Annotated in this window: 19 protein-coding genes; 12 read left to right on the forward strand and 7 right to left on the reverse strand. The window is 73.4% G+C overall.

Going from position 1 to position 23,156, the window contains the following annotated elements; translation table 11 throughout:
* Window positions 1-140: 140 nt before the first annotated feature.
* The 5 genes from FHX73_RS01200 (at window position 141) to FHX73_RS01220 (ending at window position 3,969) form a co-directional block, all read left to right on the forward strand.
* Window positions 141-605, forward strand: a complete 465-nt coding sequence (locus tag FHX73_RS01200; RefSeq protein WP_145902823.1) for a pyridoxamine 5'-phosphate oxidase family protein — start codon at window positions 141-143, stop codon at window positions 603-605.
* An 80-nt stretch (window positions 606-685) separates the two neighbouring features.
* Window positions 686-1,138, forward strand: a complete 453-nt coding sequence (locus FHX73_RS01205; RefSeq protein ID WP_145902824.1) for a MaoC family dehydratase — start codon at window positions 686-688, stop codon at window positions 1,136-1,138.
* 181 nt (window positions 1,139-1,319) lie between these two features.
* Window positions 1,320-2,513 carry an MBL fold metallo-hydrolase gene (locus FHX73_RS01210; RefSeq protein ID WP_145902825.1) on the forward strand — a complete coding sequence of 398 codons (1,194 nt, stop codon included), beginning with the start codon at window positions 1,320-1,322 and terminating at the stop codon, window positions 2,511-2,513.
* An 81-nt stretch (window positions 2,514-2,594) separates the two neighbouring features.
* Window positions 2,595-3,485, forward strand: coding sequence for an acyl-CoA thioesterase (locus FHX73_RS01215; RefSeq protein ID WP_145902826.1), 891 nt, complete (start codon window positions 2,595-2,597; stop codon window positions 3,483-3,485).
* A 274-nt stretch (window positions 3,486-3,759) separates the two neighbouring features.
* On the forward strand, window positions 3,760-3,969 hold the full coding sequence (locus FHX73_RS01220) for a hypothetical protein (RefSeq protein ID WP_145902827.1): 210 nt from the start codon (window positions 3,760-3,762) through the stop codon (window positions 3,967-3,969).
* A gap of 78 nt (window positions 3,970-4,047) precedes the next feature.
* Here FHX73_RS01220 and FHX73_RS01225 read toward each other — a convergent pair whose 3' ends face one another.
* Window positions 4,048-5,583: a DUF2398 family protein gene (locus FHX73_RS01225; RefSeq protein WP_145902828.1), complete on the reverse strand. Its 1,536-nt coding sequence runs from the start codon at window positions 5,581-5,583 to the stop codon at window positions 4,048-4,050.
* Between the two features lie 212 nt (window positions 5,584-5,795).
* Here FHX73_RS01225 and FHX73_RS01230 point away from each other — a divergent pair, with 212 nt between their 5' ends.
* Entirely contained in the window at window positions 5,796-6,467 is a 672-nt protein-coding gene (locus FHX73_RS01230) for a lysoplasmalogenase (RefSeq protein WP_246213288.1), read from the forward strand.
* Between the two features lie 4 nt (window positions 6,468-6,471).
* Here FHX73_RS01230 and FHX73_RS01235 read toward each other — a convergent pair whose 3' ends face one another.
* Window positions 6,472-7,269 (reverse strand): exodeoxyribonuclease III, encoded by a 798-nt coding sequence (locus tag FHX73_RS01235; protein ID WP_145907985.1) that lies wholly within the window; start codon window positions 7,267-7,269, stop codon window positions 6,472-6,474.
* A 213-nt stretch (window positions 7,270-7,482) separates the two neighbouring features.
* Between FHX73_RS01235 and qcrB the strand changes: the two genes are divergently transcribed.
* A complete protein-coding gene (qcrB, locus tag FHX73_RS01240) occupies window positions 7,483-9,108 on the forward strand; it encodes a cytochrome bc1 complex cytochrome b subunit (RefSeq protein WP_145902829.1) in 1,626 nt (541 codons plus the stop codon).
* 7 nt (window positions 9,109-9,115) lie between these two features.
* Here qcrB and ctaF read toward each other — a convergent pair whose 3' ends face one another.
* The 3 genes from ctaF to FHX73_RS01255 all read right to left on the reverse strand — a co-directional run bounded on the left by ctaF (window position 9,116) and on the right by FHX73_RS01255 (window position 12,327).
* Window positions 9,116-9,505 (reverse strand): aa3-type cytochrome oxidase subunit IV, encoded by a 390-nt coding sequence (gene ctaF, locus FHX73_RS01245; RefSeq protein ID WP_145902830.1) that lies wholly within the window; start codon window positions 9,503-9,505, stop codon window positions 9,116-9,118.
* The gene (gene ctaD / locus FHX73_RS01250; protein ID WP_145902831.1) at window positions 9,502-11,169 is read right to left on the reverse strand and encodes an aa3-type cytochrome oxidase subunit I; all 1,668 of its coding nucleotides are present in this window, start codon (window positions 11,167-11,169) and stop codon (window positions 9,502-9,504) included. Before ctaD ends, ctaF begins: the two co-directional genes overlap by 4 nt.
* A gap of 147 nt (window positions 11,170-11,316) precedes the next feature.
* Entirely contained in the window at window positions 11,317-12,327 is a 1,011-nt protein-coding gene (locus tag FHX73_RS01255) for an ROK family glucokinase (protein WP_145907986.1), read from the reverse strand.
* A gap of 456 nt (window positions 12,328-12,783) precedes the next feature.
* Between FHX73_RS01255 and FHX73_RS01260 the strand changes: the two genes are divergently transcribed.
* Complete coding sequence (locus FHX73_RS01260; protein ID WP_145902832.1) at window positions 12,784-13,905, forward strand: alpha/beta hydrolase; 1,122 nt, start codon at window positions 12,784-12,786, stop codon at window positions 13,903-13,905.
* A 78-nt stretch (window positions 13,906-13,983) separates the two neighbouring features.
* Here FHX73_RS01260 and FHX73_RS01265 read toward each other — a convergent pair whose 3' ends face one another.
* Both FHX73_RS01265 and FHX73_RS01270 read right to left on the reverse strand, forming a co-directional pair.
* On the reverse strand, window positions 13,984-15,522 hold the full coding sequence (locus tag FHX73_RS01265) for an alpha/beta fold hydrolase (protein ID WP_145902833.1): 1,539 nt from the start codon (window positions 15,520-15,522) through the stop codon (window positions 13,984-13,986).
* Window positions 15,523-15,619: 97 nt separating this feature from the next.
* Window positions 15,620-17,206, reverse strand: a complete 1,587-nt coding sequence (locus tag FHX73_RS01270; RefSeq protein ID WP_145902834.1) for a PucR family transcriptional regulator — start codon at window positions 17,204-17,206, stop codon at window positions 15,620-15,622.
* A 397-nt stretch (window positions 17,207-17,603) separates the two neighbouring features.
* Between FHX73_RS01270 and FHX73_RS01275 the strand changes: the two genes are divergently transcribed.
* From FHX73_RS01275 to FHX73_RS01290, 4 genes are all read left to right on the forward strand, one after another.
* Window positions 17,604-18,509, forward strand: coding sequence for an FAD binding domain-containing protein (locus tag FHX73_RS01275; protein ID WP_145902835.1), 906 nt, complete (start codon window positions 17,604-17,606; stop codon window positions 18,507-18,509).
* Window positions 18,506-18,997, forward strand: a complete 492-nt coding sequence (locus FHX73_RS01280; RefSeq protein WP_145902836.1) for a (2Fe-2S)-binding protein — start codon at window positions 18,506-18,508, stop codon at window positions 18,995-18,997. Before FHX73_RS01275 ends, FHX73_RS01280 begins: the two co-directional genes overlap by 4 nt.
* Window positions 18,994-21,354 (forward strand): xanthine dehydrogenase subunit D, encoded by a 2,361-nt coding sequence (gene pucD / locus FHX73_RS01285; protein WP_145902837.1) that lies wholly within the window; start codon window positions 18,994-18,996, stop codon window positions 21,352-21,354. Before FHX73_RS01280 ends, pucD begins: the two co-directional genes overlap by 4 nt.
* A gap of 246 nt (window positions 21,355-21,600) precedes the next feature.
* Entirely contained in the window at window positions 21,601-23,082 is a 1,482-nt protein-coding gene (locus tag FHX73_RS01290; RefSeq protein WP_145902838.1) for an NCS2 family permease, read from the forward strand.
* Window positions 23,083-23,156: the final 74 nt, after the last annotated feature.

Consider the following 23,156-nt stretch of genomic DNA (forward strand, 5'->3'; position numbering starts at 1 on the left):
CCGCCGTCCCAGCAGTCCCCACCATCGCCCGCACCCCTGTCCACTCAGTCGCATGTCGCCGTCGTCGGCACCGCCCGGGCCGGTCCGCTCCGGGACCATGGGCCCTACTGGCCCATGGTCGACGGGGGCACCATCGAGGCATGGACCGTGTCGACCGTATCGAGGAACTGAGCGAGGCCGAATGCCTCCGGCTGCTCAGCACCGTGCCCATCGGACGCGTGGTGTACACCGAGCACGCGCTGCTGCGGGTGGTGCCGGTGCCGTTCCGGGTCGAGGCGGACCGTCGACTGCTGCTGGTGCTGCCGCCGGACCCGGTGGCGGCCCGCACCCTGCACGGCGCGGTGGCCGCCTTCCAGGCCGACCGGCTGGACGCGCCGCGGCGGGCCGGTTGGAGCGTGGTGCTGCACGGCCGCGCCGAAGTGGTGCGCGAGCCGGTCGCGCCGGCCGAACTGCCGCGCCCGTGGCTGGAGGGGGCCGAGCCGCTGGTGGTCCGGCTGACCGCCGAACTGGTGACCGGACGGCGGCTCAGCCGCAAGGGCACCGCTGCGCCGGCGCCGCACGCGGTGACCGGCGCACCCCGGGAGCCCGACCCGGGAGCCTGGTGACCGGCCGGTAGGACTACGCTCCCGGGCACGGGCGGAAGGCCGTCCGCCCGTCCGTGCCCCGACCGGCCATGGAGCGCCCGATGACGTCCTTCGCCTCCCTCGACGAGCTGACCGCGGCGGTCGGCACCGAGCTCGGCAGCAGCGAGTGGCACACCGTCACCCAGCAGCAGGTGGACCTGTTCGCCGAGGCGACCGGCGACCACCAGTGGATCCACGTGGACCCGGAGCGGGCCAAGGCCGGCCCGTTCGGCGGCCCGATCGCGCACGGCTACCTGACGCTCTCGCTGATCCCGCTGCTGGCCAAGGAGTGCTACAGCGTCGGCGGGGTGCGGATGGCCGTCAACTACGGCTCGGACAAGGTGCGATTCCCCGCGCCGGTGCCGGTGGGCAGCCGGGTGCGGGCCACCGCCGAGCTGCTCTCGCTGACCGGGGTGACCGGCGGGTACCAGGCGGTGGTCCGGTTCACCATCACCAGCGAGGGCGGCAGCAAGCCGCACTGCGTGGCGGAGACGATCACCCGGTTCTACGTCTGACGCCGCCTCGGACGGGTCTGAGGCGCAGTCACCTCCCGGGCCCCGAACAGCAGATCCACCGCGCCTGAGCGGCGCGTTTTGGGTACCCTCCGGATGAGATGGTGATCGTATCGAGCGGGTGCCGGCCTCCGGGTCCGGCTCCCGCTCGCCGCTGTCGAAGTCCCTTCGCCCAGGAGGTGCCGTGGCCGGCTCCGTCCCCCCTTCCACCCCGGTCTCGCGGCTGCGCGACCTGACCAAGGCCGGCTGGCACCGCGTGCGGACGGACGCCTTCGGCGCCGAGCCGACCGGCGCCCGCCTGGAGCGGATCCGGCGCAGCCCGAACTTCGTGGACGGTGCCTTCCGCAACCCCGTGCCGACCCGCCGGCTGGTCTACGAGCGCTCCCCGCTGGAGATCACCCGGGCCCAGCTGGCGGCCGGGCGCGAGCGGCGGCTGCCGGCCGGCCCGATCCCGGTGCACCGGCTGGGCTCGGCCGAGCTCGCGGCGCAGCCCGCCTCCGGGCTGCGGCTGACCTGGCTGGGCCACGCCACCGTGCTGGCCGAACTGGACGGGCGCCGGGTGCTCTTCGACCCGGTCTGGGGCGTGCGCTGCTCGCCGTTCCCGGGGATCGGGCCGAAGCGGCTGCACCCGATGCCGATCCGGATCGCCGACCTGGGTCCGGTCGACGTGGTGGTGATCTCGCACGACCACTACGACCACCTGGACATGACCTCGATCCGGGCGCTGATCGGCAGCGGCGCGCAGTTCGCCGCCCCGCTCGGGGTGGGCGCGCACCTGGAGCACTGGGGCGTGCCGGCCGAGCGGATCACCGAGCTGGACTGGTGGGAGGAGGCGGAGGTCGCCGGGCTGACCCTGACCGCCACCCCGGCCCGGCACTACTGCAGCCGCGGTCCGCGGACCAGCAGCCACTACCTCTGGGCCTCCTGGGCGGTGGCCGGCCCCGAGCACCGGGTGTTCCACAGCGGGGACACCGGCTACTTCCCCGGCTTCGCCGAGACCGGCCGCCGGCTCGGCCCGTTCGACGCGACCATGGTGCAGGTCGGCGCCTACAGCCCGTTCTGGCCCGAGGTGCACATGACGCCGGAGGAGGGCGTGCGGGCCCACCTGGACGTGGGCGGCGAGCTGCTGCTGCCGATCCACTGGGCCACCTTCAACCTGGCCCAGCACGACTGGGCGGAGCCGGTGGAGCGGACCCTGGCGGAGGCGGAGCGGCTCGGCGCCCGGGTCGCGGTACCGCTCATCGGGCAGCCCTTCGAGCCGGCCTCGGCGCCCGCGCCCGACCACTGGTGGCGCACCGTGGCCGGGGTTCCGACGGCGGTTCCGGTGGCGGTCCCCGAGGCGGTGCTGCCGGCGGCCGGGGACGAGGTGCCGGCCTGACGGCGGCTCGGCGGGAGCTGACACCTACTCACAAGTAACCCGGGCTGACCGGCGCTCCGGCAGGTCTGCCACCATGGCCCCATGAACGACCTGCCGGCGCCCGTGCCCTTCCTCGACCTGCTGCGGATCGAGGAGCTGGACCAGAACCTCTACCGCGGCCGCTGCCACGCCGGCGCGCCGCTGCGCGCCTTCGGCGGCCAGGTCGCCGCCCAGGCACTGACCGCCGGCGGCCACACCGTCGACCCCGAGCGGACCGTGCACTCGCTGCACGGCTACTTCCTGCGCCCCGGCGACCCGGCCCGGCCGATCGTCTACCAGGTGGAGCGGCTGCGCGACGGCCGCTCCTACGCCACCCGCCGGGTCACCGCCGTGCAGGGCGGCGAGGCGATCTTCGTCTTCTCCGCCTCCTTCAAGCGCCCCGAACCGGCCGCCGGCGAGCGCCAGCGCACCATGCCGCCGGTGCCCGGCCCCGAGGAACTGGAGGACGCCTTCGCGGTCTGGGCCGCCACCTCCCCCGAGGACTTCGCCACCACCACCGGCTTCCACTCGCTGGAGATGCGGTTCGTGCCGGCCGACGCCCCCGGCCTGCCGCCCGAGCCGGCCGGCGTGCCGCAGCAGTTCGTCTGGATGCGCACCGGCACCCCGCTGCCCGCCGACGACCCGCTGGTGCACGCCTGCGCGCTGACCTACCTCTCCGACCTGACCCTGGCCCCCACCACCGCGCTGCACCTGCAGAAGCCCCGGTTCCAGCGCAGCGAGCCGAACCAGGTCGCGCTGGCCTCGCTGGACCACGCGATGTGGTTCCACCGGCCGTTCCGGGCCGACGAGTGGGTGCTCTACGCCCAGCGCAGCCCGTCCGCCTCGGACGGCCGGGGGCTGGCGCTCGGCGAGTTCTACGACCGGGACGGGGTGCTGATCGCCTCCGCCGTCCAGGAGGCACTGCTGCGCGAGCTGCGCAGCCCGTCCGGGTGAACTTCGGGGCCGCGAACCGGCCCCACCGCTACACACGGTCGATTCACCGTGACGCGTCGTCAGGACGTGTGCGATGCTGGCAGGCGTTTTTGCCGGACCGTCAGGCCCGCACCAACGGTCCGCTCCCGCGTACCCGGAAGGGCCGACGGGCCGGGCCGAGGGCCGCGCGGCCCGGCCCCGGCCGACCGGTCGTTCCGAACTCGCCGTGTACCACCAGTGCTGTGTTCACCGCTGTGTAGTCATCGTTTAACACCCGACTGGAACCCTGACCATCATGGACGAATCGCTCTACCTGGACCGCTGGCCGACGGCCGGTCCCCCGGGCGCCGAACCGGCGCGCTTCCCCCTGCCCAAGCGGCACCGCCGCCTGCTGGCCTGCGCGGCCGTGGCCGCCTCGATGGCGCTGGGCTCGCTCGGCGTGGGCGCCACCGTGGAGACGGTGGGCCACCAGCCGGTCGCCACCAGCGCGAGCTCGGCGCACTGACCCCAGCACGACCCGGGGCGGCCGGCCGGGCCTGCCGCCCACCCGGCACGGCTCCCCCGGCCACGGGGTGACGCCCGGTCAGCGGCGCGAGTGCCGCCCGGTGCCGCCCGCCGGGAGCCCGCAGAACTCCTCCGCGTAGCGCGCGGCCGGCGCGAGCAGCAGCCACCCGCCGCGCCCGCCGGCCGAAGCCGGGGCGGGCGCGATCAGCCCCGCCCGGTGCAGCAGCCCCAGCACCTCGCGGCGGAACGCGGCCCGGTCGGCCAGGTGGGCCCGGCGCCGCTCCGCCTCCTCGCCCAGCTCCGGCCCCTGCTCCTCGGGATGCCACTCGTCGGCCACGTCGCCGAGGATCCCGTCTATCAGCGCCTCCGCGATCGGCACCCCGACCGGGGCGGCCGGCTCCGGGGCCGGCCGCAACTCCTCCACCAGGCGCTCCACCAGCACCAGCGCGGCCTCGGCCAGCGGGCCGGGACCGGGCAGCCGCAGGTCGGTCAGCTCGCCGGCCGGGTCCAGCAGGGCGACGCCCTCCGCCCGGATCTCGGCGACCAGCCCGAGGAAGTCGGCGAACAGCTCGGCCTCCCGCTCCCGGGACTCCCAGAGCCACTCCCGCTCCAGCGCGGTCAGCTCCTGCACCAGCAGCACCGGCGTCTCGGCGAGCCGGCGGCGCACCGCGACCGGGATGGTGGTGCGCGGCACCGGCGGGTCCTCGGGCTGCGCGGGCCGGCAGGCGGCGGCCAGCGCGGCGGCCAGCTCCTGGTCCACCCCGCACCAGCGCTCGGGCAGCTCGACCAGCACCCGCCACTCGGTCAGCTGCCGCACGGCGGCGGCCAGCTCGGGCCCGTCGACGGGTATCGCGCCCTCGGCGCAGAGCTCGGCGCTGCGGGCGGCCAGCTGGTCCGGCGCCCAGCGGTCGGGGCCGAGCAGCACCGCGCAGAGCGTCACCGCGAGCGCCGCGTACCGGGCGGGCGTGCCGGCCGTGCCGTCGAGCAGCAGCGGGCGGTCGGCGCCGGGGCCCAGCTCGGCCTTGACCAGCCGGGCGAAGCCGGCGCCGACGATCAGCCGGTAGCCGAGCAGCTCGGCGAACCGCTCGGTGAGCCACTGGGCGTGACGGTGGATCAGGGTCAGGGCGGCCGCCTGCGGGCCGTCGGCGGTGACCAGCGGCCGGGCGAGCAGCAGCCGGGCCGCGGCCCGCCGCTCGGTCGCCTGCTGCTCGGTGGCCGGTTGGGCGCTGGCCTCCCGCTTGCGGTGCCGCCCGGCTCCGCCGCGCACCGGGCCGGCCGGGGCGGCGGCGGTGCGGCGGCCGCGCCGGGGCCGGGGCGCCGGCTGACGGACCGTCGGGCCGTGCCACCAGCTGACGGCGGCCAGGTCGGCGGCGGCCGGATCCGGGGCGGTGCCGAAGTGCCGGGCGCCGTACAGGCCGAAGGCGTCGGCGAACAGGTCGTGCGCGGCGTCCGGCGCGCAGTCGGCGAACCGGCGGGCCAGCAGCAGCAGCTGGGCGGCCTCCGGGGCGCGGCCGCGCGGCGGGCGCGGGGCCGGGGCGGTGGGCGTGGTGCGCCTGCGCAGGGTCATCGTGGCGCCGGGCGGGTCGATGTCGTGCAGCGCTCCGCCCCCGTTCACGCGCCCCTCCGCCGTACTGCCCGTCAGCCGTCCGGGAGTCCCCGACTGACTCCCGACGGGACAGCCTAAGGCACCTGCCCCGGGCCTCGTGTCCGGCTCGGCCACCGCGGGTTCCTACGCATCGGTAACAATGTCTTCCGGCCACCCCGGAACGTCACCTATCGTGCCGGTGAGCCCGTGTCCGCCGCAGCTACTCCGGAGAGCCTTCGCGCATGATGCACAGTCCCAGCACCACCGGCAGCCGACTGGCCGGCCGGGCCCGCGGTCTGCTCACCGCCTTCGGCGCCGCCTCCGCGGCCCACCTGGGCTCGCTGCTCACCGGGAAGGGGGCGGTCGAGCAGGCGACCAAGCCCGCGCTGATGCCGCTGCTGGCCGCGCACGCCGGCGCCGCCGACGGGCCCACCCCCGGGCTGCTCACCGGCGCGCTGCTGGCGAGTGCGGCCGGCGACGTGCTGCTCCAGGTGGAGGACGAGCGGGCCTTCCTGGCCGGCATGGGCTCCTTCGCCGCCGCGCACGTCTGCTACATCGCGATGTTCGCCAAGCAGGGCGCGCTGACGGACCGTCGGCGCACCGCGATCGTGGCGGCCGGGTACGGCCTGGCCTGGCTGGTGATGATGCACCAGCTCTGGCCGGGCCTGGGCGGACTGCGCGGCCCGGTGGCCGGCTACAGCCTGCTGCTCGCCGCAACCGCCGTCAGCTCGGCGGGCCTGGGCCGGCGGGCCGGCCTGGGCGGCGGCCTCTTCCTGCTCTCCGACACCCTGATCGCCACCCGGCTGGCGAAGTGGAAGCAGCTGCCGGGCCACGAGTTCTGGATCATGGTGACCTACCTCGCGGCCCAGTACCTGCTCGCCACCGCCGCGCTCAAGGCGGCCCAGGAGGACTAGCGGACTAGAGGTCCAGGTCCACCACGACCGGGGCGTGGTCCGAGGTGCCCTTGCCCTTGCGGGCCTCGCGGTCCACGTAGCTGTCGGTGACGGCGCCGGCGAACGGGGCGTTGCCGTACACCAGGTCGATCCGGATGCCGCGGTTCTTCGGGAAGGCGAGCTGACGGTAGTCCCAGTAGGTGTACGGGTGGTCGTACTTGAGCGGGCGCGGCACCACGTCGACCAGGCCGGCCTCGCGCAGGTTCGCCAGCGCCTGCCGCTCCGGCTCGGTGACGTGGGTCTGGCCCTCGAAGGCGGCGACGTCGAAGACGTCCTCGTCGGTGGGCGCCACGTTGTAGTCGCCGAGCACGGCGAACGGGCGCTCACCGGCCGCGTCCGCCGCCACGTCCTGACGCAGCGTCTCCAGCCAGTCCAGCTTGTAGCGGTAGTGCGCGTGGCCGATCTCCCGGCCGTTCGGCACGTAGACCGACCAGACCCGGACCGGACCGCAGGTGGCGCCGATGGCGCGCGGCTCCTGCTCCGGCAGCAGCGCGTCGTCCGCCTGGTAGCCGGGCTGGTTCGGCAGGCCGCGCAGCACGTCCTCGAAGCCGACCTTGGAGAGGATCGCCACGCCGTTCCACCGCCCGGTGCCGTGCGCCTCGGTCTCGTAGCCCAGCGCCCGGACCTCCTCGTACGGGAACGCGTCGGTGGCGCACTTGAGCTCCTGCAGGCAGAGCACATCGGGCTTGGCGCCCTCCAGCCACTCCAGCAGCTTGGGCAGCCGCGCGGTGACGGAGTTGATGTTCCAGGTGGCGATGCGCAGGGTCACGGCAATGGCCTTAGCTAGACGGACGGGAACCGGCGCCCCGGGAGGCACCCGCCCCCGAATCTACCGCCGCACCCCGACACTCCCCGCCCGGCCACCGGCGGGCCAGCCATTGAGGTGAACCCGCCGACCGCCGGGCCCGCCCTCCCGCCGCGCCGACCGCCCCGCGCCCAGACTGGCCGGGGACGACTGGCGGGAGGTGCGCACCGGATGCGGCGGTTGCGGGACGAGCGGCTGGAGCGGGACCGAGCGGCCCGGGTGGCCGGGCTGCGCCGGGAGCGGGACCGGGCCCGGCAGGCCGCCGCCGACTCCCGCCGGGAGCGGCTGGGCGAGCGGGCCGAGGCCGGGGCGGTGGCGCTGGACGGCCGGCTGCCGTTCTTCGACGCCGCCAAGGGCCTGCTGCGCAAGGCCTTCCCCGACCACTGGTCGTTCCTGCTCGGCGAACTGGCGCTGTACAGCCTGGTGCTGCTGCTGCTCACCGGCGTCTACCTGACCTTCTTCTTCAAGCCCGCCATGGGCGAGGTGGTCTACCAGGGCTCCTACGCCCCGCTCGCCGGACAGCGGATGACCGAGGCCTACGCCAGCACCCTGGCGATCAGCTTCGACGTGCGCGGCGGACTGCTGATCCGTCAGCTGCACCACTGGTCGGCGCTGCTCTTCCTGGCCTCGATCGGGGTGCACATGCTGCGGGTCTTCTTCACCGGGGCCTTCCGCCGCCCGCGCGAGGTCAACTGGCTGATCGGCCTGACGCTCTTCCAGCTCGCCCTGGTGGAGGGCTTCGCCGGCTACTCGCTGCCGGACGACCTGCTCTCCGGCACCGGGCTGCGCACCGCCCAGGGCTTCATGCTGGCCGTCCCGCTGGTCGGCTCCTACCTGGCGTTCTTCGCCTTCGGCAGCGAGTGGCCGGGCCAGGACATCGTGCCCCGGCTCTACACCACCCACGTGCTGCTGCTGCCCGGGCTGCTGGTCGGGCTGGTGACGGCCCATCTGATCCTGATCGTCTACCTGAAGCACACCCAGTGGGGCGGGCCGGGCCGCACCGGGCGCAACGTGGTCGGCAAGCCGATGTTCCCGCAGTTCTCGGCGCAGACCGGGGGCCTGGCGGCCATGGTCTTCGGGGTGATGGCGGTGCTGGCGGCCGTGGCCCAGATCAACCCGATCTGGCTGTACGGCCCGTACCGCGCCGACCAGGCCTCCACCGACGCCCAGCCGGACTGGTACATGGGCTTCCTGGAGGGCTCGCTGCGGCTGATGCCCGGCACCGAGACCCGGCTGTGGGGCCACACGATCTCCTGGAACCCGCTGCTGCCGGCCGTCGTCTTCCCGCTGGTGCTCTTCACGGCGCTCTACGCCTACCCGTTCCTGGAGCAGTGGATCACCGGGGACCGCGCCGAGCACCACCTGTGCGACCGGCCGCGCAACCGGCCGACCCGCACCGCGATCGGCACCGCCGGGGTGACCGCCTACGCGGTGCTGCTGCTGGCCGGTGCCCAGGACGTGCTGGCCTACAAGTTCGACGTCTCGGTCAACACGCTCAACTGGACGCTGCGGGTCGGGCTCTTCGTACTGCCGGCGCTCGCCTTCTGGCTGACCCGCTGGCTCTGCCTGGGGCTGCAGTCGAAGGACCGGGGCCGGGTGACCGGCGGGCGGCCCACCGGCTTCGTCCGGCAGTCGGCGGCGGGCGGCTTCGAGCAGGACCACGAGGAGCTGACGGTGCAGCAGAAGTACGCGCTGACCCAGGACCGGCGGCCGGACCCGGTGGGGACGGCCGACGGCTCCCGGCGCGAGCGGCTGCGGTCCGCGCTGAGCGGCTGGTACTTCCGGGACCGGGTCTGACGCCGGTTCAGCCCTCGCGCCGGGCGTACTGGAAGACGAACCCGGCCACCCCCGGGGCCAGCACGCCGAAGCCGATCAGCGCCAGCCAGGTGCCGTAGACCACGCCGAGGGCCAGCACCGCGGCCCCGGCCGCGGTCAGCAGCGGGTAGGCGGAGGCGGGGGCGAAGAACGCCAGCGGGCCGGCACCGGCGGCGATCTCCGCCGACCCGTCGTCAGCGGGGCGCCGACCCAGCTTGACGTGCTGCGCCCAGCAGAACGAGGCCACCAGCGAGGCCATCAGGAAGGCCACCACCAGCGCCGCCTTGCCGACCGGCTCGCGGGCGAACCAGCCGTAGATCCCGGCCGTCACCGCGAAGAAGCCGGCCACACCCGTGAACAGCCAGGCCTCCGCCTTCACCGGGCCGCCTCCTGCTCCTCGATCGCCGCCCGGCTGTGCGCCGGGTGGTGCAGGTCGAAGGCCGGGCACTCGGACCGGATCCGGGGCAGCGCGTGGAAGTTGTGCCGGGGCGGCGGGCAGGAGGTGGCCCACTCCAGCGAGCGGCCGAAGCCCCAGGGGTCGTCCTCGGTCACCTTGGGCGCGTACTTGGTGGTGTGCCAGACGTTGTAGAGGAACGGCAGGGTGGACAGGCCCAGCAGCACCGAGCCGATCGAGGAGACGGTGTTGAGCGTGGTGAAGCCGTCCGAGGCCAGGTAGTCGGCGTACCGCCGGGGCATGCCCGCCGCGCCCAGCCAGTGCTGCACCAGGAAGGTGGTGTGGAAGCCCGGGTAGAGGGTCCAGAAGTGCACCTTGCCGAGCCGCTCGGAGAGCATCCGGCCGGTGATCTTGGGCCACCAGAAGTAGAAGCCGGCGAAGGTCGCGAAGACCACGGTGCCGAACAGCACGTAGTGCAGGTGCGCCACCACGAAGAAGCTGTCCGTCACGTGGAAGTCGATCGGCGGGGCGGCCAGCAGCACCCCGGTCAGACCGCCGAACAGGAAGGTGGTCAGGAAGCCGATCGAGAACAGCATCGGGGTCTCGAAGGAGAGCGAGCCGCCCCACATGGTGCCGATCCAGTTGAAGAACTTCACCCCGGTCGGCACCGCGATCAGCAGCGAGGTGAGCGAGAAGAACGGCAGCAGCACCTGGCCGGTGGCGAACATGTGGTGCGCCCAGACCACCGCGGAGAGCGCGGTGATCGCGATCGTGGCGCCGATCAGGCTCTGGTAGCCGAAGATCGGCTTGCGGCTGAAGACCGGGATGATCTCGCTGATGATGCCGAAGAACGGCAGCGCCACGATGTACACCTCCGGGTGCCCGAAGAACCAGAACAGGTGCTGCCACAGCAGCGCGCCGCCGTTCGCCGGGTCGAAGACGTGGGTGCCGAGCCGGCGGTCGGCCTCCAGCGCGAACAGCGCGGCGGTCAGCACCGGGAAGGCGAGCAGCGCCAGGATCGAGGTGAACAGCACGTTCCAGGTGAAGACCGGCATCCGGAACAGCGTCATGCCCGGGGCGCGCAGGCAGACGATGGTGGTGATGAAGTTCACCGCGCCCAGGATGGTGCTCAGGCCGGCCACCACCAGGCCCATCGCCCACAGGTCGCCGCCGCTGCCCGGGCTGCGCACCGGGCCGTTCAGCGGGGCGTAGGCGAACCAGCCGAAGGAGGCGGCGCCGTTGGTGGTGAAGAAGCCGCTCACCACCATCAGCCCGCCGAACAGGAAGACCCAGTAGGTGAAGGCGTTCAGCCGGGGGAACGCCACGTCCGGCGAACCGATCTGGAGCGGCATCACCGCGTTGGCGAAGCCGGCGAAGGTGGGCGTGGCGAAGAGCAGCATCATCACCGTGCCGTGGATGGTGAAGAGCTGGTTGTACTGCTCGTTGCTGAACAGCTGGAGGCCGGGGCGGGCCAGCTCGGCCCGCATCAGCAGCGCCAGGATCCCGGCGAACAGGAAGAACCCGAAGGCCGTGACCAGGTAGAGGTTGCCGATCGCCTTGTGGTCCGTCGTGGTCAGCCACCCGAGCAGCCGTTCGCCCCGGCGCACCCGGACCCCGGTCGCCGCCGCCGGCTCGGCGAGCTGCGTCATCCGACCTCCCTGTGCGAGAACCGACGGTGTCCATGCAATCACCGAAGGTTTCCGGCCGGGGTCAGGCGCGCACGCGGCGCCCGGGGTTCACCGCTGCGCTCGCCGGCGCGCTCACCGCTGCGCCCAGCGCCGCGCTCACCACCGCGCTCAGCGCTCCGCGCGGGAGCGCTTCACGGTGCGGAAGCGGCGGGCGACGGCGCGGGCCAGGTCGGCCGCGCCGATCAGGCCGGCCTCGTTGCCCAGGGCGGCGGGGACGATCTGGGCCTCGGGGCGGAAGCCGCGGCCGGTCAGGGTGCGGCGGAAGGTCTCCTGGGCCGGGGCGAGCAGCAGGTCGCCGGCGGCCGAGACGCCGCCGCCGATCACGAAGCGGCCGGGGTCCAGGGCGGCGGCCAGGTTGGCCAGGCCGATGCCGAGCCAGCTGCCGATGTCGTGCAGCAGCTCGACCGCCATCGGGTCGCCGGCCCGGGCCGCCTCGGTGACCAGCGGACCGGTGATCGCCGAGACCTCGCCGCCGACCCGGGCCAGCAGCGGCTGGGCCACCGGGGACTCGGCGGCGGCCAGCTCGCGGGCCTCGCGGACCAGCGCGTTGCCGGAGGAGTACTGCTCCCAGCAGCCCCGGTTGCCGCACGGGCAGCGGTGGCCGCCGGGCACCACCTGCATGTGGCCGAACTCGCCGGCCAGGCCGTACCGGCCCCGGTCGACGTAGCCCTGACGCACCACGGCGCCGCCGATGCCGGTGCCCAGGGTGATCATCACCACCAGGTCCTCGCCGCGGCCGGCGCCGAACCGCCACTCGGCCCACGCGGCCGCGTTGGCGTCGTTCTCCACCACCACCGGGAACTTCAGCCGGTCGCTGAGCGCCTCGCGCAGCGGCTCGTCGCGCCAGTTCAGGTGCGGGGCGAAGAGCACCCGGGAGCGGTCGGAGTCCACCCAGCCCGCGGCGCCGATGCCGACCGCGTGCACGTCGTGCCGGTCGGCCAGCTCCAGCACCAGCTCGACGATGACGTCCTCGACCACCTTGGGGCTCTTGCTCTTGTCCGGGGTGTCGGCGCGCAGCTGCTCGACGATCACGCCCTCGCCGCTGACCACGCCGGCCACCACCTTGGTGCCGCCGATGTCGATGCCGATGGTGGGCAGGCGGAGCACCCCGGCCGGCAGGGTGCGGCGACGGCGGTCGCGGTAGCGCTCGGTCTGGTGCGGGCCGCCGGCCCGCTGGCCGAGCCCGCGCTGGCCGAGGCCGAGCAGAGCGGGCAGAACGGGTTGGCCACTGCGGCCGGAGGACTGTGTCACGCGGTGACGATACGCCCCGTCAGATGGGAATCCGCTGACCGAACCCTGAAGATCACGTCCGTGGGTGCGCACGGAGCCCCCGCGCAGATGACAGACTAGGGCAGGTCACTTCGGGCGCTCCCAGGTACACGTGATCTTCCTCTCAGGTTTCCCCCAGGTACGGGGGCAACCGGGCATGCGTTCACACCGTCCCCCTTTTGTGAGGGCTCCGGCCGAGTCCCCGGGCTCCACCGAGGTCGACAGCTCCACCGACAACGCCAGCTCCACACGAATGCGCTCCGGCCAGCGGGACCGGGCGGTCTGAACCCGGATACGAGACACAGAATGCAACTGACAGGTCAGCCCTTCCTGATCCTTACGATCATCCTGGTGCCGGTCTCCATCGTGCTCGCCCTGCTCCTGTGGGGCCGGGTGCGCGGGCCGAAGCCGGTGCAGCTGCTGTCGCGCCTGGTGATGATCCTGTTCTGCCAGGCGACGGCGGTGACCATGGTGTTCGTCATGGTCAACAACGCCAACCTGATCTACGGCAGCTGGAGCGACCTGCTCGGTTCGGACAGTCACGTGCGCGCGGTGCCGGACCCGCCGGCCGACGGCGGTCAGCCGGGGGCCGGCAACGACGCCAAGCCGGCGAAGGTGCTGCAGCAGTTCAAGGGCGTGGGCGACCCGCTGGTGCCCTCCGACGTGCAGACCACCGACCTGCGGGGCCAGCTCTCCGGGGTGGACGGCGAGGTCAACGTCTGGCTGCCGCCGCAGTACAACGACCCGGCCTGGAAGGACAAGAAGTTCCCGGTGGTGGAGCTGCTGCCGGGCTTCCCGGGCTCCTCCAAGACCTGGTTCGGCACCCTGAAGGTCTCCGACCAGCTGAAGCCGCTGATGCAGTCCGGCCAGGTGACCCCGTTCATCCTGATCTCGCCGCGCACCCAGCTGATCAGCACCACCGTGGACACCGGCTGCGCCAACATCCCGGGCAAGGTCAACGCGGACACCTGGATCTCCCAGGACGTGCCGAACATGATCATCGACAACTTCCGCGCCGACCCGTCCCCCGCCGCCTGGGCGGTGGCCGGCTACTCGGCCGGCGGGCACTGCGCGGACCGGATGGCGCTGCTGCACCCGGACCGCTACCGCGCGGGCATCAGCCTCTCCGGCTACAGCGACCCGGGCGCCGAGGAGCTCGCGCTGACCGCGAAGGACCCGAAGCTGCGGCAGACCTCGAACCCGCTCTACATCCTGCAGCACGCCGCCACCCCGCCGAAGGTCGCGCTCTTCCAGAGCGGCAACAAGGGCGACGGCTACGAGGACGGCCAGGCGCTGGCCGCCGCCGCGAAGGCCCCGACCACGGTGACCGTGCAGGAGACCAACGGCCCGCACACCCCGTCGGTCTGGCGCCCGATGCTGCCGGGCGTCTTCAAGTGGCTGAGCGCGATCATCCCGGCCCCGCACTGACCGGGGCGCCCGGCCCGGGCATCCGCCCGAACTCCGCTGACAGCCGACGGATCCGACGATCCGTCGGCTGTCGGCGTGTCAGCCTCCTTCGGGCAGCAGGCCGGTGAGCAGGAAGCGGGTGAACGGCGCGGCCACCGCCGGGTCGGTGAAGTCCATGCCGTGGCCCGAGGCGTCGAAGCTCGCCATCGCGGCCCGCCGGCCGAAGGCGGCCAGGGTCTGCCGGGCCCCGGCGTAGGGGGTGTCGGGATCGCGGAGGTTCTGCAGCAGCAGGACGTTGCGCGGCCCGGGGGTGCTGCCGACCCGCACCGGCGGCTCGCCGGGTTCGCCGTGCCAGAAGGCGCACGGCCACACGTTGCCGGGCATCCCGTTGGTCAGCGGGTAGCGGATCCGGTCGGCGGCGGTCCGGGCCGCGTAGTACCCGGGGTCGCGCGGCCACGCGCTGTCGCCGCAGAGCACGGCGTCCTGGGCGGCGACGAAGTTGTCGGGGAGCACCGTGGGGATCGCGGTGGGGCTCGCGGTGGGGCGCGCGGTGCCCTGGCCGGCGGCCGGGGCGGCCTGCCCGGCGGCGAGCTGCCAGGCGCGGGCGGCCAGCGGGTAGTAGACCTTCCCCACCAGGCTCGCGTAGGTGAGCGTGCGGAACGCGTTGCCGGTCAGCCGGCCGACCGGCGCGGCGTCCAGCTTCGCGGCCAGCCGGAAGTAGGTCGCCCGGACCTCGGCGGGGGTGGACCCGAAGTGCAGCGCGGCGTCCTGGGCGGCCAGCCAGGCGGCCAGGTCGGGGAAGGACTGCTCGGCGCCGAGGCCCACCATGCCGAGCGCCTGCTGCTCGCCGCCGGGCGGGACCACGCTGTCCAGCACCACCCGGTCGGTGCGGTCGGGGAAGAGCGTGGCGTAGACCTCGCCCAGGTAGGTCCCGTAGGAGCTGCCGAGGTAGGAGATCCGGCGCAGGCCCAGCGCCGCCCGGATCCGGTCGATGTCCCGGGCCGAGTTGGCCGTGCTGACCCCGGCCTGGTCGGCCCCGGCGGCGGCGCACCGGTCGGCGACCTCGCGCGCGTAGGCCAGGTTGCCCGCGATCGACCCGTCGGCGGCCGGGAAGGGGTAGATCACCGCGGCGGCGCGGTCCGCCGCGGGGAGGTCGCAGTGCACCGGGGCGCTGTTGCCGACCCCGCGCTCGTCGAACCCGACCAGGTCGTAGGAGCGCAGCACCGCGGCGGGCAGCAGGCCGGCCATCCGGCTCGGGTAGTCCAGCCCCGAGCCGCCCGGCCCGCCGGGCACCACCAGCAGCACTCCGCGCCGCTGCCCGGGATCGGCGGTCCGGATCCGGGAGACCGCGAGCCGGATCGTCCCGGCGGCCGGGTCCCGGTAGTCGCGCGGCACCGCGACCACGGCGCACTGCTCGCGCGGGTCCCGCGGCGGCACCGTCCCGTCGGCCCCCGGCGTCCCGGCCGGGCAGCCGCCCCACGCCAACCCGCCGCCCCACGCCGACCCGCCGCCGGGCGCCCGCGCCACCGCGGGCACCGACACCCCGAGGGTCAGCAGCGCCGCGGCCAGCACCGGCCCCAGCACCAGCCGCGGCCGCATTCGCAGCCGCGGCATCCGACGCACCGTCATCTGAGTCATGGTCAGAAGGCTAGGAACGAGGGCCCTTTGGCACCTGCACCCACGGGTGGATCTCCGGGTGGACCGGCTCCTCCACCCACGGGTGGAGGAGCCGGGGTCAGGCCAGCTCCAGCGCCAGGTAGAAGTCCACCCGGTCCTCCAGGCGCGACAGGTCACGCCCCGTCAATTCCTCGATCCGCCCGATCCGGTACCGCAGGGTGTTCACGTGCACGTGCAGCTGGGCGGCGCAGCGGGTCCACGAGCCGTCCGAGCGCAGGAAGGCCTCCAGGGTGCGCACCAGGTCGGCCTGGTGCTCGATGTCGTAGGCGATCACCTTGTCCAGCAGCCGGCTGCGGAAGGCCCGGCGCACCTCGTCCGGCACCGCCGCGAGCAGCAGCACGTGCGAGGCGAGCTCCTCCGGCCCGGCCACGCAGACCCGTCCGACCCGGGCCGCCGCGATCCGCCGGGCGTGCCGGGCCTCCTCCAGCGCCCCGCGCAGCCCGCCCGCCTCCTGGGCCGGGGCGGAGACCCCGAGGGTGATCCGCCCCTCCGAGCCGAGCCCGGCCTCCAGCGGCGCGAGCAGTTCGCGCAGCGCGTCGGCCGGCACCGCGGTCGAGGGCGCGGGCAGCACCACCACGGCGACCGTGCCGGAGCCGGCCACCAGGGCCATGTCCGAGGTGAGCGCCTCTTCGAGGATCGACCGCACGGCCCCGTCGGGCAGGCCGGTGCCCTCCGCGCTGAGCACCAGCCAGGAGCCCTCGGTGCGCTGCGGCGCGGCCGCGGTGCCCTCGTACTTGGCGGCCATCGCGGTGGAGGCGTAGAGGGTGCGGCTGATCTCGGCGGGGTCGGCGTCGCGCTGCAGCAGGGTGAGCACCTCGTCGGCGAGCCGGCGGCGCAGTCGGCGGCCCTCGTCCCGGCGGATCCGCTCGGCGGCGACCAGCCGGGCCAGGTTCTCGGCCAGCTGCTGGCGCTTGGTGGTCCATTCGGTGACGTCGCCGGCGACCGCGAGCACCCAGTCGGCCAGCGGCGCCTCGTCCTCCGGGTGGGCGGCGGCGGGCAGCAGCGAGTAGGCGCCGGAGACCAGCCGGGCCCGGTGCGGCGGCCGGCGGCGCTGCCGCTGGGCGGCCAGGTGGGCGCGGACCAGCTGGTCGCGCTCCTCGGCGGTGAGGTGGTCGGCGGGCCCGGCGACCACCCGGCCGGTCGGGGTGAGTACCCAGCAGTCCAGGTCGAGGTCGCCGCCGAGCAGGTCGAGCACCGCGTCGAGGCCGCCGCTGCCGGCCGCCGAGACCAGTTGCCGGTGCCGGTCCACCAGGGCGGCCAGGTCGGCGGCCCGGTCGGCGGAGACCTGGCGTCCGATGAACTCGGTGAGGGTGGAGAAGGCGATGTCGTCGGGCACCGCGAGCAGCGGCATCCGGTGCCGCCGGCAGGCCTCGACCAGGTCCTCGGGGATCGGTCCGACCTCGGCCTCGCCGGCCGCCAGGGCGACCGCGCCGCCGGCCGCGAGGGTCCGCACGAAGCGCTCGGAGTCCTCCGGGGCGGTGCGCCAGAGCATGCCGGTGAGCACGAGTTCGCCGCCGTGCAGGTAGCGGCCCGGGTCGTGCAGGTCCGTCGTCATGACCCCGCTGACCTGCCGGTCGAGTTCGTCCTCGGCGGCCAGCAGGCGCAGTCTCGGGGCTCCGGGGGCGAGCAGGTCTCGCACGCGCATCCGCTGACTCCTTTCGTCTGAACGGTGCCCGACCAGGAGGTGGCGAGCGGGGGACAGTGTGCCCGATCGAGGGGCGTTGGGTGTTACGTATCAGCGCCGTCCGGGTCACGGCGCCGTCGCTTCACCGTCACGGCCGGATTACGGTCGTAAGGGGCGGTTGGGGCCTCGCTCAGCTGGGCGTTCACCGTCCTTAGAGGAACGTACAGGATGCCGGGCGACACCGGCGCACGGGCTTCATGCCATCGGTGACTGCCTCCGGGGCGTGGCGCGGCGGTTCACTGGCTGACACGCCGCCGGACACGTCCCGCACCGCCGCCCGCCGATCGGGCGACCTGGCCGCGGGTACCGGGCACCGTGCCCAAGGGTTCGAACGGCGACGACTTGAGGAGACACCCGCATGGAGTTCCTGCGGCCCGCCACCTGGGACGAGGCACTCGCGGCGAAGGCTGAGTTCCCGACCGCGCTGCCGATCTCTGGCGGCACGGACGTGATGGTCGAGATGAACTTCGACGTGCACCGGCCATCGGCGCTGCTTGACCTGAACCGCATCTCCGAGCTCAGGGAATGGTCGATCGACACCTCCGCCAAGGGTGACGAGACCGTTCTGCTCGGTGCCTCGGTCCCCTACTCCCGGATCATCGACGAGCTGTCCGGGCCGCTGCCCGGCCTCGCGCTGGCCGCCCACACCGTGGGCTCGCCGCAGATCCGCAACAGAGGCGGCGTCGGCGGCAACCTCGGCGGTGCGTCCCCCGCCGGTGACGCCCACCCGGCGCTGCTGGCGGCCGGCCGCGACGTGTTCGTCGAGGTCGCCTCGCACGCCCGCGGCACCCGGCTGATCCCGATCGACGAGTTCTACGTCGGTGTGAAGCGCAACTCGATGCAGCCGGACGAGCTGATCCGCCGGGTGCACATCCCGGTGGCGGACGGCCCGCAGCAGTTCTCCAAGATCGGTACCCGCAACGCGATGGTGATCGCGGTGGCGGCCTTCGGCTTCGCGCTGCACCCGAAGACCCGCACCGTGGGCACCGGCATCGGGTCGGCCGCGCCGACCCCGCGCCGCGCGGTCGAGGCGGAGGAGTACCTGCAGGGCGTGCTCGCCGAGCGCGGTCTGTGGGAGTCGGGCGACCTGCTCGGCGCCGAGGTGGTCCAGCGGTTCGGCGAGCTGGTCCGCGCGGCCGCCTCGCCGATCGACGACGTCCGCGGCACCGCCGACTACCGGCGGCACACCCTCGCGGTGATGGCCCGGCGCACCCTCACCTGGACCTGGAACGACTACAGCAAGCAGATCAGGAGCGCGGCATGAGGGTCACTTTCACCGCCAACGGGAAGCCGGTCGAGGCGGACGACGTGTGGGAGGGCGAGAGCCTGCTCTACGTGCTGCGCGAGCGGGTCGGCCTGCCGGGTTCGAAGAACGCCTGCGAGCAGGGCGAGTGCGGCTCCTGCACGGTCTACCTGGACGACGTTCCGGTCTGTTCCTGCCTGGTCGCCGCCGGTCAGGTGCAGGACCGCCAGGTGCGCACGGTCGAGGGCATGGCCGACGAGCAGACCGGCGAGCTGGGCCTGGTCCAGCAGGCGTTCATCGACGCCGGCGCCGTGCAGTGCGGCTTCTGCACCCCGGGCCTGCTGGTGCAGACCGACGCGCTGCTGGAGCGCGACGCGCAGCCCAGCGACACCGACATCCGCGAGGCGCTGAGCGGCAACCTGTGCCGCTGCACCGGCTACGAGAAGATCATGGACGCGGTGCGGCTGGCTTCCGCCCGCAAGTGCCAGAAGGTGGGTACCTCCGAATGAGCACTCGCACGATCCAGGGCCAGAAGAACCTCCAGGACATCAAGCAGGCCTCCAAGGACGGCATCGGCGGCTCGCCGCTGCGCCCGGACGGCACGCTGAAGGTCAAGGGCGAGTTCGCCTACTCCTCGGACCTGTGGCACGAGGACATGCTCTGGGGCATGGCGCTGCGCTCGCCGCACCCGCGGGCCAACATCCTCAGTGTGGACATCTCCGAGGCGGTCAAGACCCCCGGCGTCTACGCGGTGCTGACCCACGACGACATCCCCGGCTCGAAGTTCTACGGCCTGGAGATCCAGGACCAGCCGGCGCTCGCCAAGGACAAGGTGCGCTACCACGGCGAGGCGATCGCCATCGTGGCCGCGGACCACCCGGAGACGGCCCGCCGCGCGGTGAAGAAGATCAAGGTCGAGTACGAGGTGCTCACCCCGATCACCACCGAGGAGCAGTGCCTCGACCCCGAGACGCACGGCTACGTGCACGAGCCGCACGAGTTCAAGTCGCACGGCTACGGCAACATCTGCCACCAGCAGAAGCTGGTCTCCGGCCTGGGCGTGACCGACGAGGTGCGGGCGCTGGCCGACGTGGTCGTCAAGGGCGAGTACGAGGTCGGCATGCAGGACCAGGCCTTCCTCGGCCCGGAGTCCGGCCTCGCCGTGCCGGCCGAGGACGGCGGCATCGACCTCTACGTGGCCACCCAGTGGCTGCACGTGGACCGCCAGCAGATCGCCCCGGTGCTCGGCCTGCCGGAGGAGAAGGTCCGGCTCACCCTGGCCGGCGTCGGCGGCGCCTTCGGCGGCCGCGAGGACCTGTCGATGCAGATCCACGCCTGCCTGCTGGCCCAGCGCACCGGCAAGCCGGTGAAGATCGTCTACGCCCGTGACGAGTCGTTCTTCGGCCACGTGCACCGCCACCCGGCGAAGATGCAGTACGAGCACGGCGCCACCCGCGACGGCAAGCTCGTCTACGCCGACGCCCGGATCGTGCTGGACGGCGGCGCCTACGCCTCCGCCTCCCCCGCGGTGGTCGGCAACGCCGCCTCGCTGGGCCACGGCCCGTACGTCATCCCGAACGTGCGGATGCACGCGATCGCGCTCTACTCCAACAACCCGTCCTGCGGCGCGATGCGCGGCTTCGGCGCGGTGCAGGCGGCCTTCGCCTACGAGTCGCAGATGGACAAGCTCGCCGCCGCCCTCGGCATGGACCCGGTGGAGCTGCGCCAGCTGAACGCCATGTCGGAGGGCGACCACATGCCCACCGGCCAGGTGATCGACTCGCCGGCCCCGGTCGCCGAACTGCTCCAGCGGGTCAAGGACATGCCGCTGCCGCCGCCGCTGGACCTGACCCACCTGGACGTGCGCCAGCTGCCCGGCGCGCTCTCCAACACCTCGCACGGCGAGGGCATCGTGCGCGGCGTCGGCTACTCGGTGGGCATCAAGAACGTCGGCTTCTCCGAGGGCTTCGACGACTACTCCACCGCCCGGGTGCGCCTTGAGGTGATCGGCGGCGAGCCGGTCGCCATGGTGCACACCGCGATGGCCGAGGTCGGGCAGGGCGGCATCACGGTGCACGCCCAGATCGCCCGCACCGAGCTGGGCGTGGAGCAGGTGACCATCCACCCGGCGAACACCGAGGTCGGCTCGGCCGGTTCCACCTCCGCCTCCCGGCAGACCTACATGACCGGCGGCGCGGTGAAGCTGGCCGCCGAGGCGGTCAAGCACGCGCTGATCGAGAAGGGCCGCCAGCGCTACGGCTGGACCCAGAACGACATCGACCTGGCCGGCGGCAAGGTGGTCTCCGACTCGGCCGGTGTGCTGGTGTCGATGGTCGACCTGCTCGGCGACGAGGCGATCGACCTGACCCGCGAGCACCACCACCGCCCGACGGTGCCGTTCGACCCGGAGACCGGCCAGGGCTTCGGCCACGTGCAGTACACCTTCTGCGCCAACCGCGCGGTGGTGGACGTGGACGTGGAGCTGGGCCTGGTCAAGGTGGTCGAGCTGACGGCCGCTCAGGACGTCGGCAAGGCGCTCAACCCGCTCTCGGTGGTCGGCCAGATCCAGGGCGGCTGCACCCAGGCGCTGGGCCTGGCGGTGATGGAGGAGATCATCGTCAGGGACGGCAAGGTGCGCAACGCGTCCTTCACCGACTACCTCATCCCGACCATCCTGGACACCCCGCCGATCCCGGTGGACGTCCTGGAACTGCCCGACCCCAACGCCCCCTACGGGCTGCGCGGCGTCGGCGAGGCACCCACGGTCTCCGCCACCCCCTCGATCGTGGCCGCCATCCGCCAGGCCACCGGGATCGCGCTCACCCGCATCCCGGTGCGCCCGGAGCACCTGACCGGAACGCTCTGACGGCTTCCCCGGGGCGGTGGTCCACGTCTTCCCCCACCGCCCCGGGGTCGTGCTCCCACCCCAACGGGAGCGCACAAGCCCGCTGCTACTCCCACGCCGGGGCGCCGCAGCGGTGCGCACCACCCCGCACCGCACGCACCACGCCAGCAAGTGAGTCGAACCAGTCCCCCTGCCCGGTCTCCCCCAAACTGACCGCTGCCAGGTCGGCTCGCCCACCCCAACCCCCTTTGAACCTTGGGAGTGGACATGACCCGGATCCCCACGGAGCCCGGCACCACCGAAGAAGAGCAGATCCCCCATCAGTCCGGCGGACCGTCGCCGGTGCCCGCACCGAAGAACGCCCTCGACGCGTACTTCAAGATCTCCGCCAGAGGCTCGACCTTCGGCTCGGAGATCCGCGGCGGCCTCACCACCTTCATGGCGATGGCCTACATCATCCTGTTGAACCCGCTCATCCTGAGCGGGGCGGACGTCACCGGGCACCACCTGAACCACGCCCAGCTGACCACCGCCACCGCGCTGGCCGCGGCGGTCACCACCCTGCTGATGGGCATCGTCGGCAACGTGCCACTGGCCGTCGCCGCCGGCCTCTCGGTCTCCGGTGCGGTCTCCGCACTGGTGGTCCCGCACACCACCTGGCCACAGGCCTTCGGCCTGTGCGTCATCTACGGCCTGCTGATCGTGCTCCTGGTGGTCTCCGGGCTGCGCGAGAAGATCATGAACGGCATCCCACTGCCGCTCAAGCACGCCATCACCATCGGCATCGGCCTGTTCGTCGCCCTGATCGGCCTGCACAAGGCGGGCTTCGTGATGAGCGGCGGGCCCACCCTGGTCTCGCTCGGCCCGGAGGGCGAGCTGACCGGCTGGCCGGTCGTCTGCTTCGCGGTCACCCTGCTGGCGATCTTCGTCCTGCTGGCCCGCAACGTCCGCGGCGCGATCCTGATCGGCATCGCCAGCGGCACGGTCTTCGCGGTGATCGTCAACGCGATCGCCAAGATCCCGGGCAAGGACTGGGGCAGCTCCGCCCCGACCCTGCACGGCAGCCCGGTGGCGGCGCCCGACTTCGGGCTCTTCGGCCACGTGGACCTGTTCGGCGCGTTCAGCGGCAAGGGCATGGGCGCGATCAGCGCCTCGGTCGCGGTCTTCACCCTGGTGCTGGCCGGCTTCTTCGACGCGATGGCGACCATCATCGGCGTCGGCACCGAGGCCGGGCTGGCGGACAGCCAGGGCCGGATGCCGGGCCTGTCCAAGGCGCTGTTCATCGACGGCTCCGGCGGTGCGATCGGCGGCCTGGTCGGCGCCTCCGGCCAGACGGTCTTCGTCGAGTCGGCCACCGGTGTCGGTGACGGCGCGCGGACCGGCTTCGCCTCGGCGATCACCGGCGGCATGTTCGCGCTGATGCTGTTCTTCTCGCCGCTGGCGGCGATCGTGCCGGTCGAGGTGGCCTCGGCCGCCCTGGTGGTGATCGGCTCGATGATGATGAGCCAGGCCCGGCACATCGACTGGGGCGACCGCGAGGTGGCCATCCCGGCCTTCCTCACCTGCACCCTGATGCCGTTCACCTACAGCATCACCGCGGGTGTCGCCGCCGGTGTCATCTCCTACACGGTGATCAAGGCCGGCAAGGGCAAGTGGCGCGAGCCGGGTCCGCTGATGTGGATCCTCACCGCCGTCTTCGTCGTGTACTTCGCACTCACCCCGATCAAGGAGTGGCTCGGCGTGCACTGACCCCGGGTACCGCGGTGCGGCCCACCCGCACCGCGGTACTGGATCATGTACGGCGACCTCACGGACTGTCAGGA

This window comes from Kitasatospora viridis (assembly GCF_007829815.1).
Lineage (GTDB): Bacteria > Actinomycetota > Actinomycetes > Streptomycetales > Streptomycetaceae > Kitasatospora > Kitasatospora viridis.

Coding starts and splice junctions, on each gene's coding strand:
- FHX73_RS01200 (WP_145902823.1), top strand. CDS start 141: ATGGACCGTGTCGACCGTATCGAGGAACTGAGCGAGGCCGAATGCCTC.
- FHX73_RS01205 (WP_145902824.1), top strand. CDS start 686: ATGACGTCCTTCGCCTCCCTCGACGAGCTGACCGCGGCGGTCGGCACC.
- FHX73_RS01215 (WP_145902826.1), top strand. CDS start 2,595: ATGAACGACCTGCCGGCGCCCGTGCCCTTCCTCGACCTGCTGCGGATC.
- FHX73_RS01220 (WP_145902827.1), top strand. CDS start 3,760: ATGGACGAATCGCTCTACCTGGACCGCTGGCCGACGGCCGGTCCCCCG.
- FHX73_RS01230 (WP_246213288.1), top strand. CDS start 5,796: ATGATGCACAGTCCCAGCACCACCGGCAGCCGACTGGCCGGCCGGGCC.
- qcrB (WP_145902829.1), top strand. CDS start 7,483: ATGCGGCGGTTGCGGGACGAGCGGCTGGAGCGGGACCGAGCGGCCCGG.
- ctaD (WP_145902831.1), bottom strand. CDS start 11,169: ATGACGCAGCTCGCCGAGCCGGCGGCGGCGACCGGGGTCCGGGTGCGC.
- FHX73_RS01260 (WP_145902832.1), top strand. CDS start 12,784: ATGCAACTGACAGGTCAGCCCTTCCTGATCCTTACGATCATCCTGGTG.
- FHX73_RS01265 (WP_145902833.1), bottom strand. CDS start 15,522: ATGACTCAGATGACGGTGCGTCGGATGCCGCGGCTGCGAATGCGGCCG.
- FHX73_RS01270 (WP_145902834.1), bottom strand. CDS start 17,206: ATGCGCGTGCGAGACCTGCTCGCCCCCGGAGCCCCGAGACTGCGCCTG.
- FHX73_RS01275 (WP_145902835.1), top strand. CDS start 17,604: ATGGAGTTCCTGCGGCCCGCCACCTGGGACGAGGCACTCGCGGCGAAG.
- FHX73_RS01280 (WP_145902836.1), top strand. CDS start 18,506: ATGAGGGTCACTTTCACCGCCAACGGGAAGCCGGTCGAGGCGGACGAC.
- pucD (WP_145902837.1), top strand. CDS start 18,994: ATGAGCACTCGCACGATCCAGGGCCAGAAGAACCTCCAGGACATCAAG.
- FHX73_RS01290 (WP_145902838.1), top strand. CDS start 21,601: ATGACCCGGATCCCCACGGAGCCCGGCACCACCGAAGAAGAGCAGATC.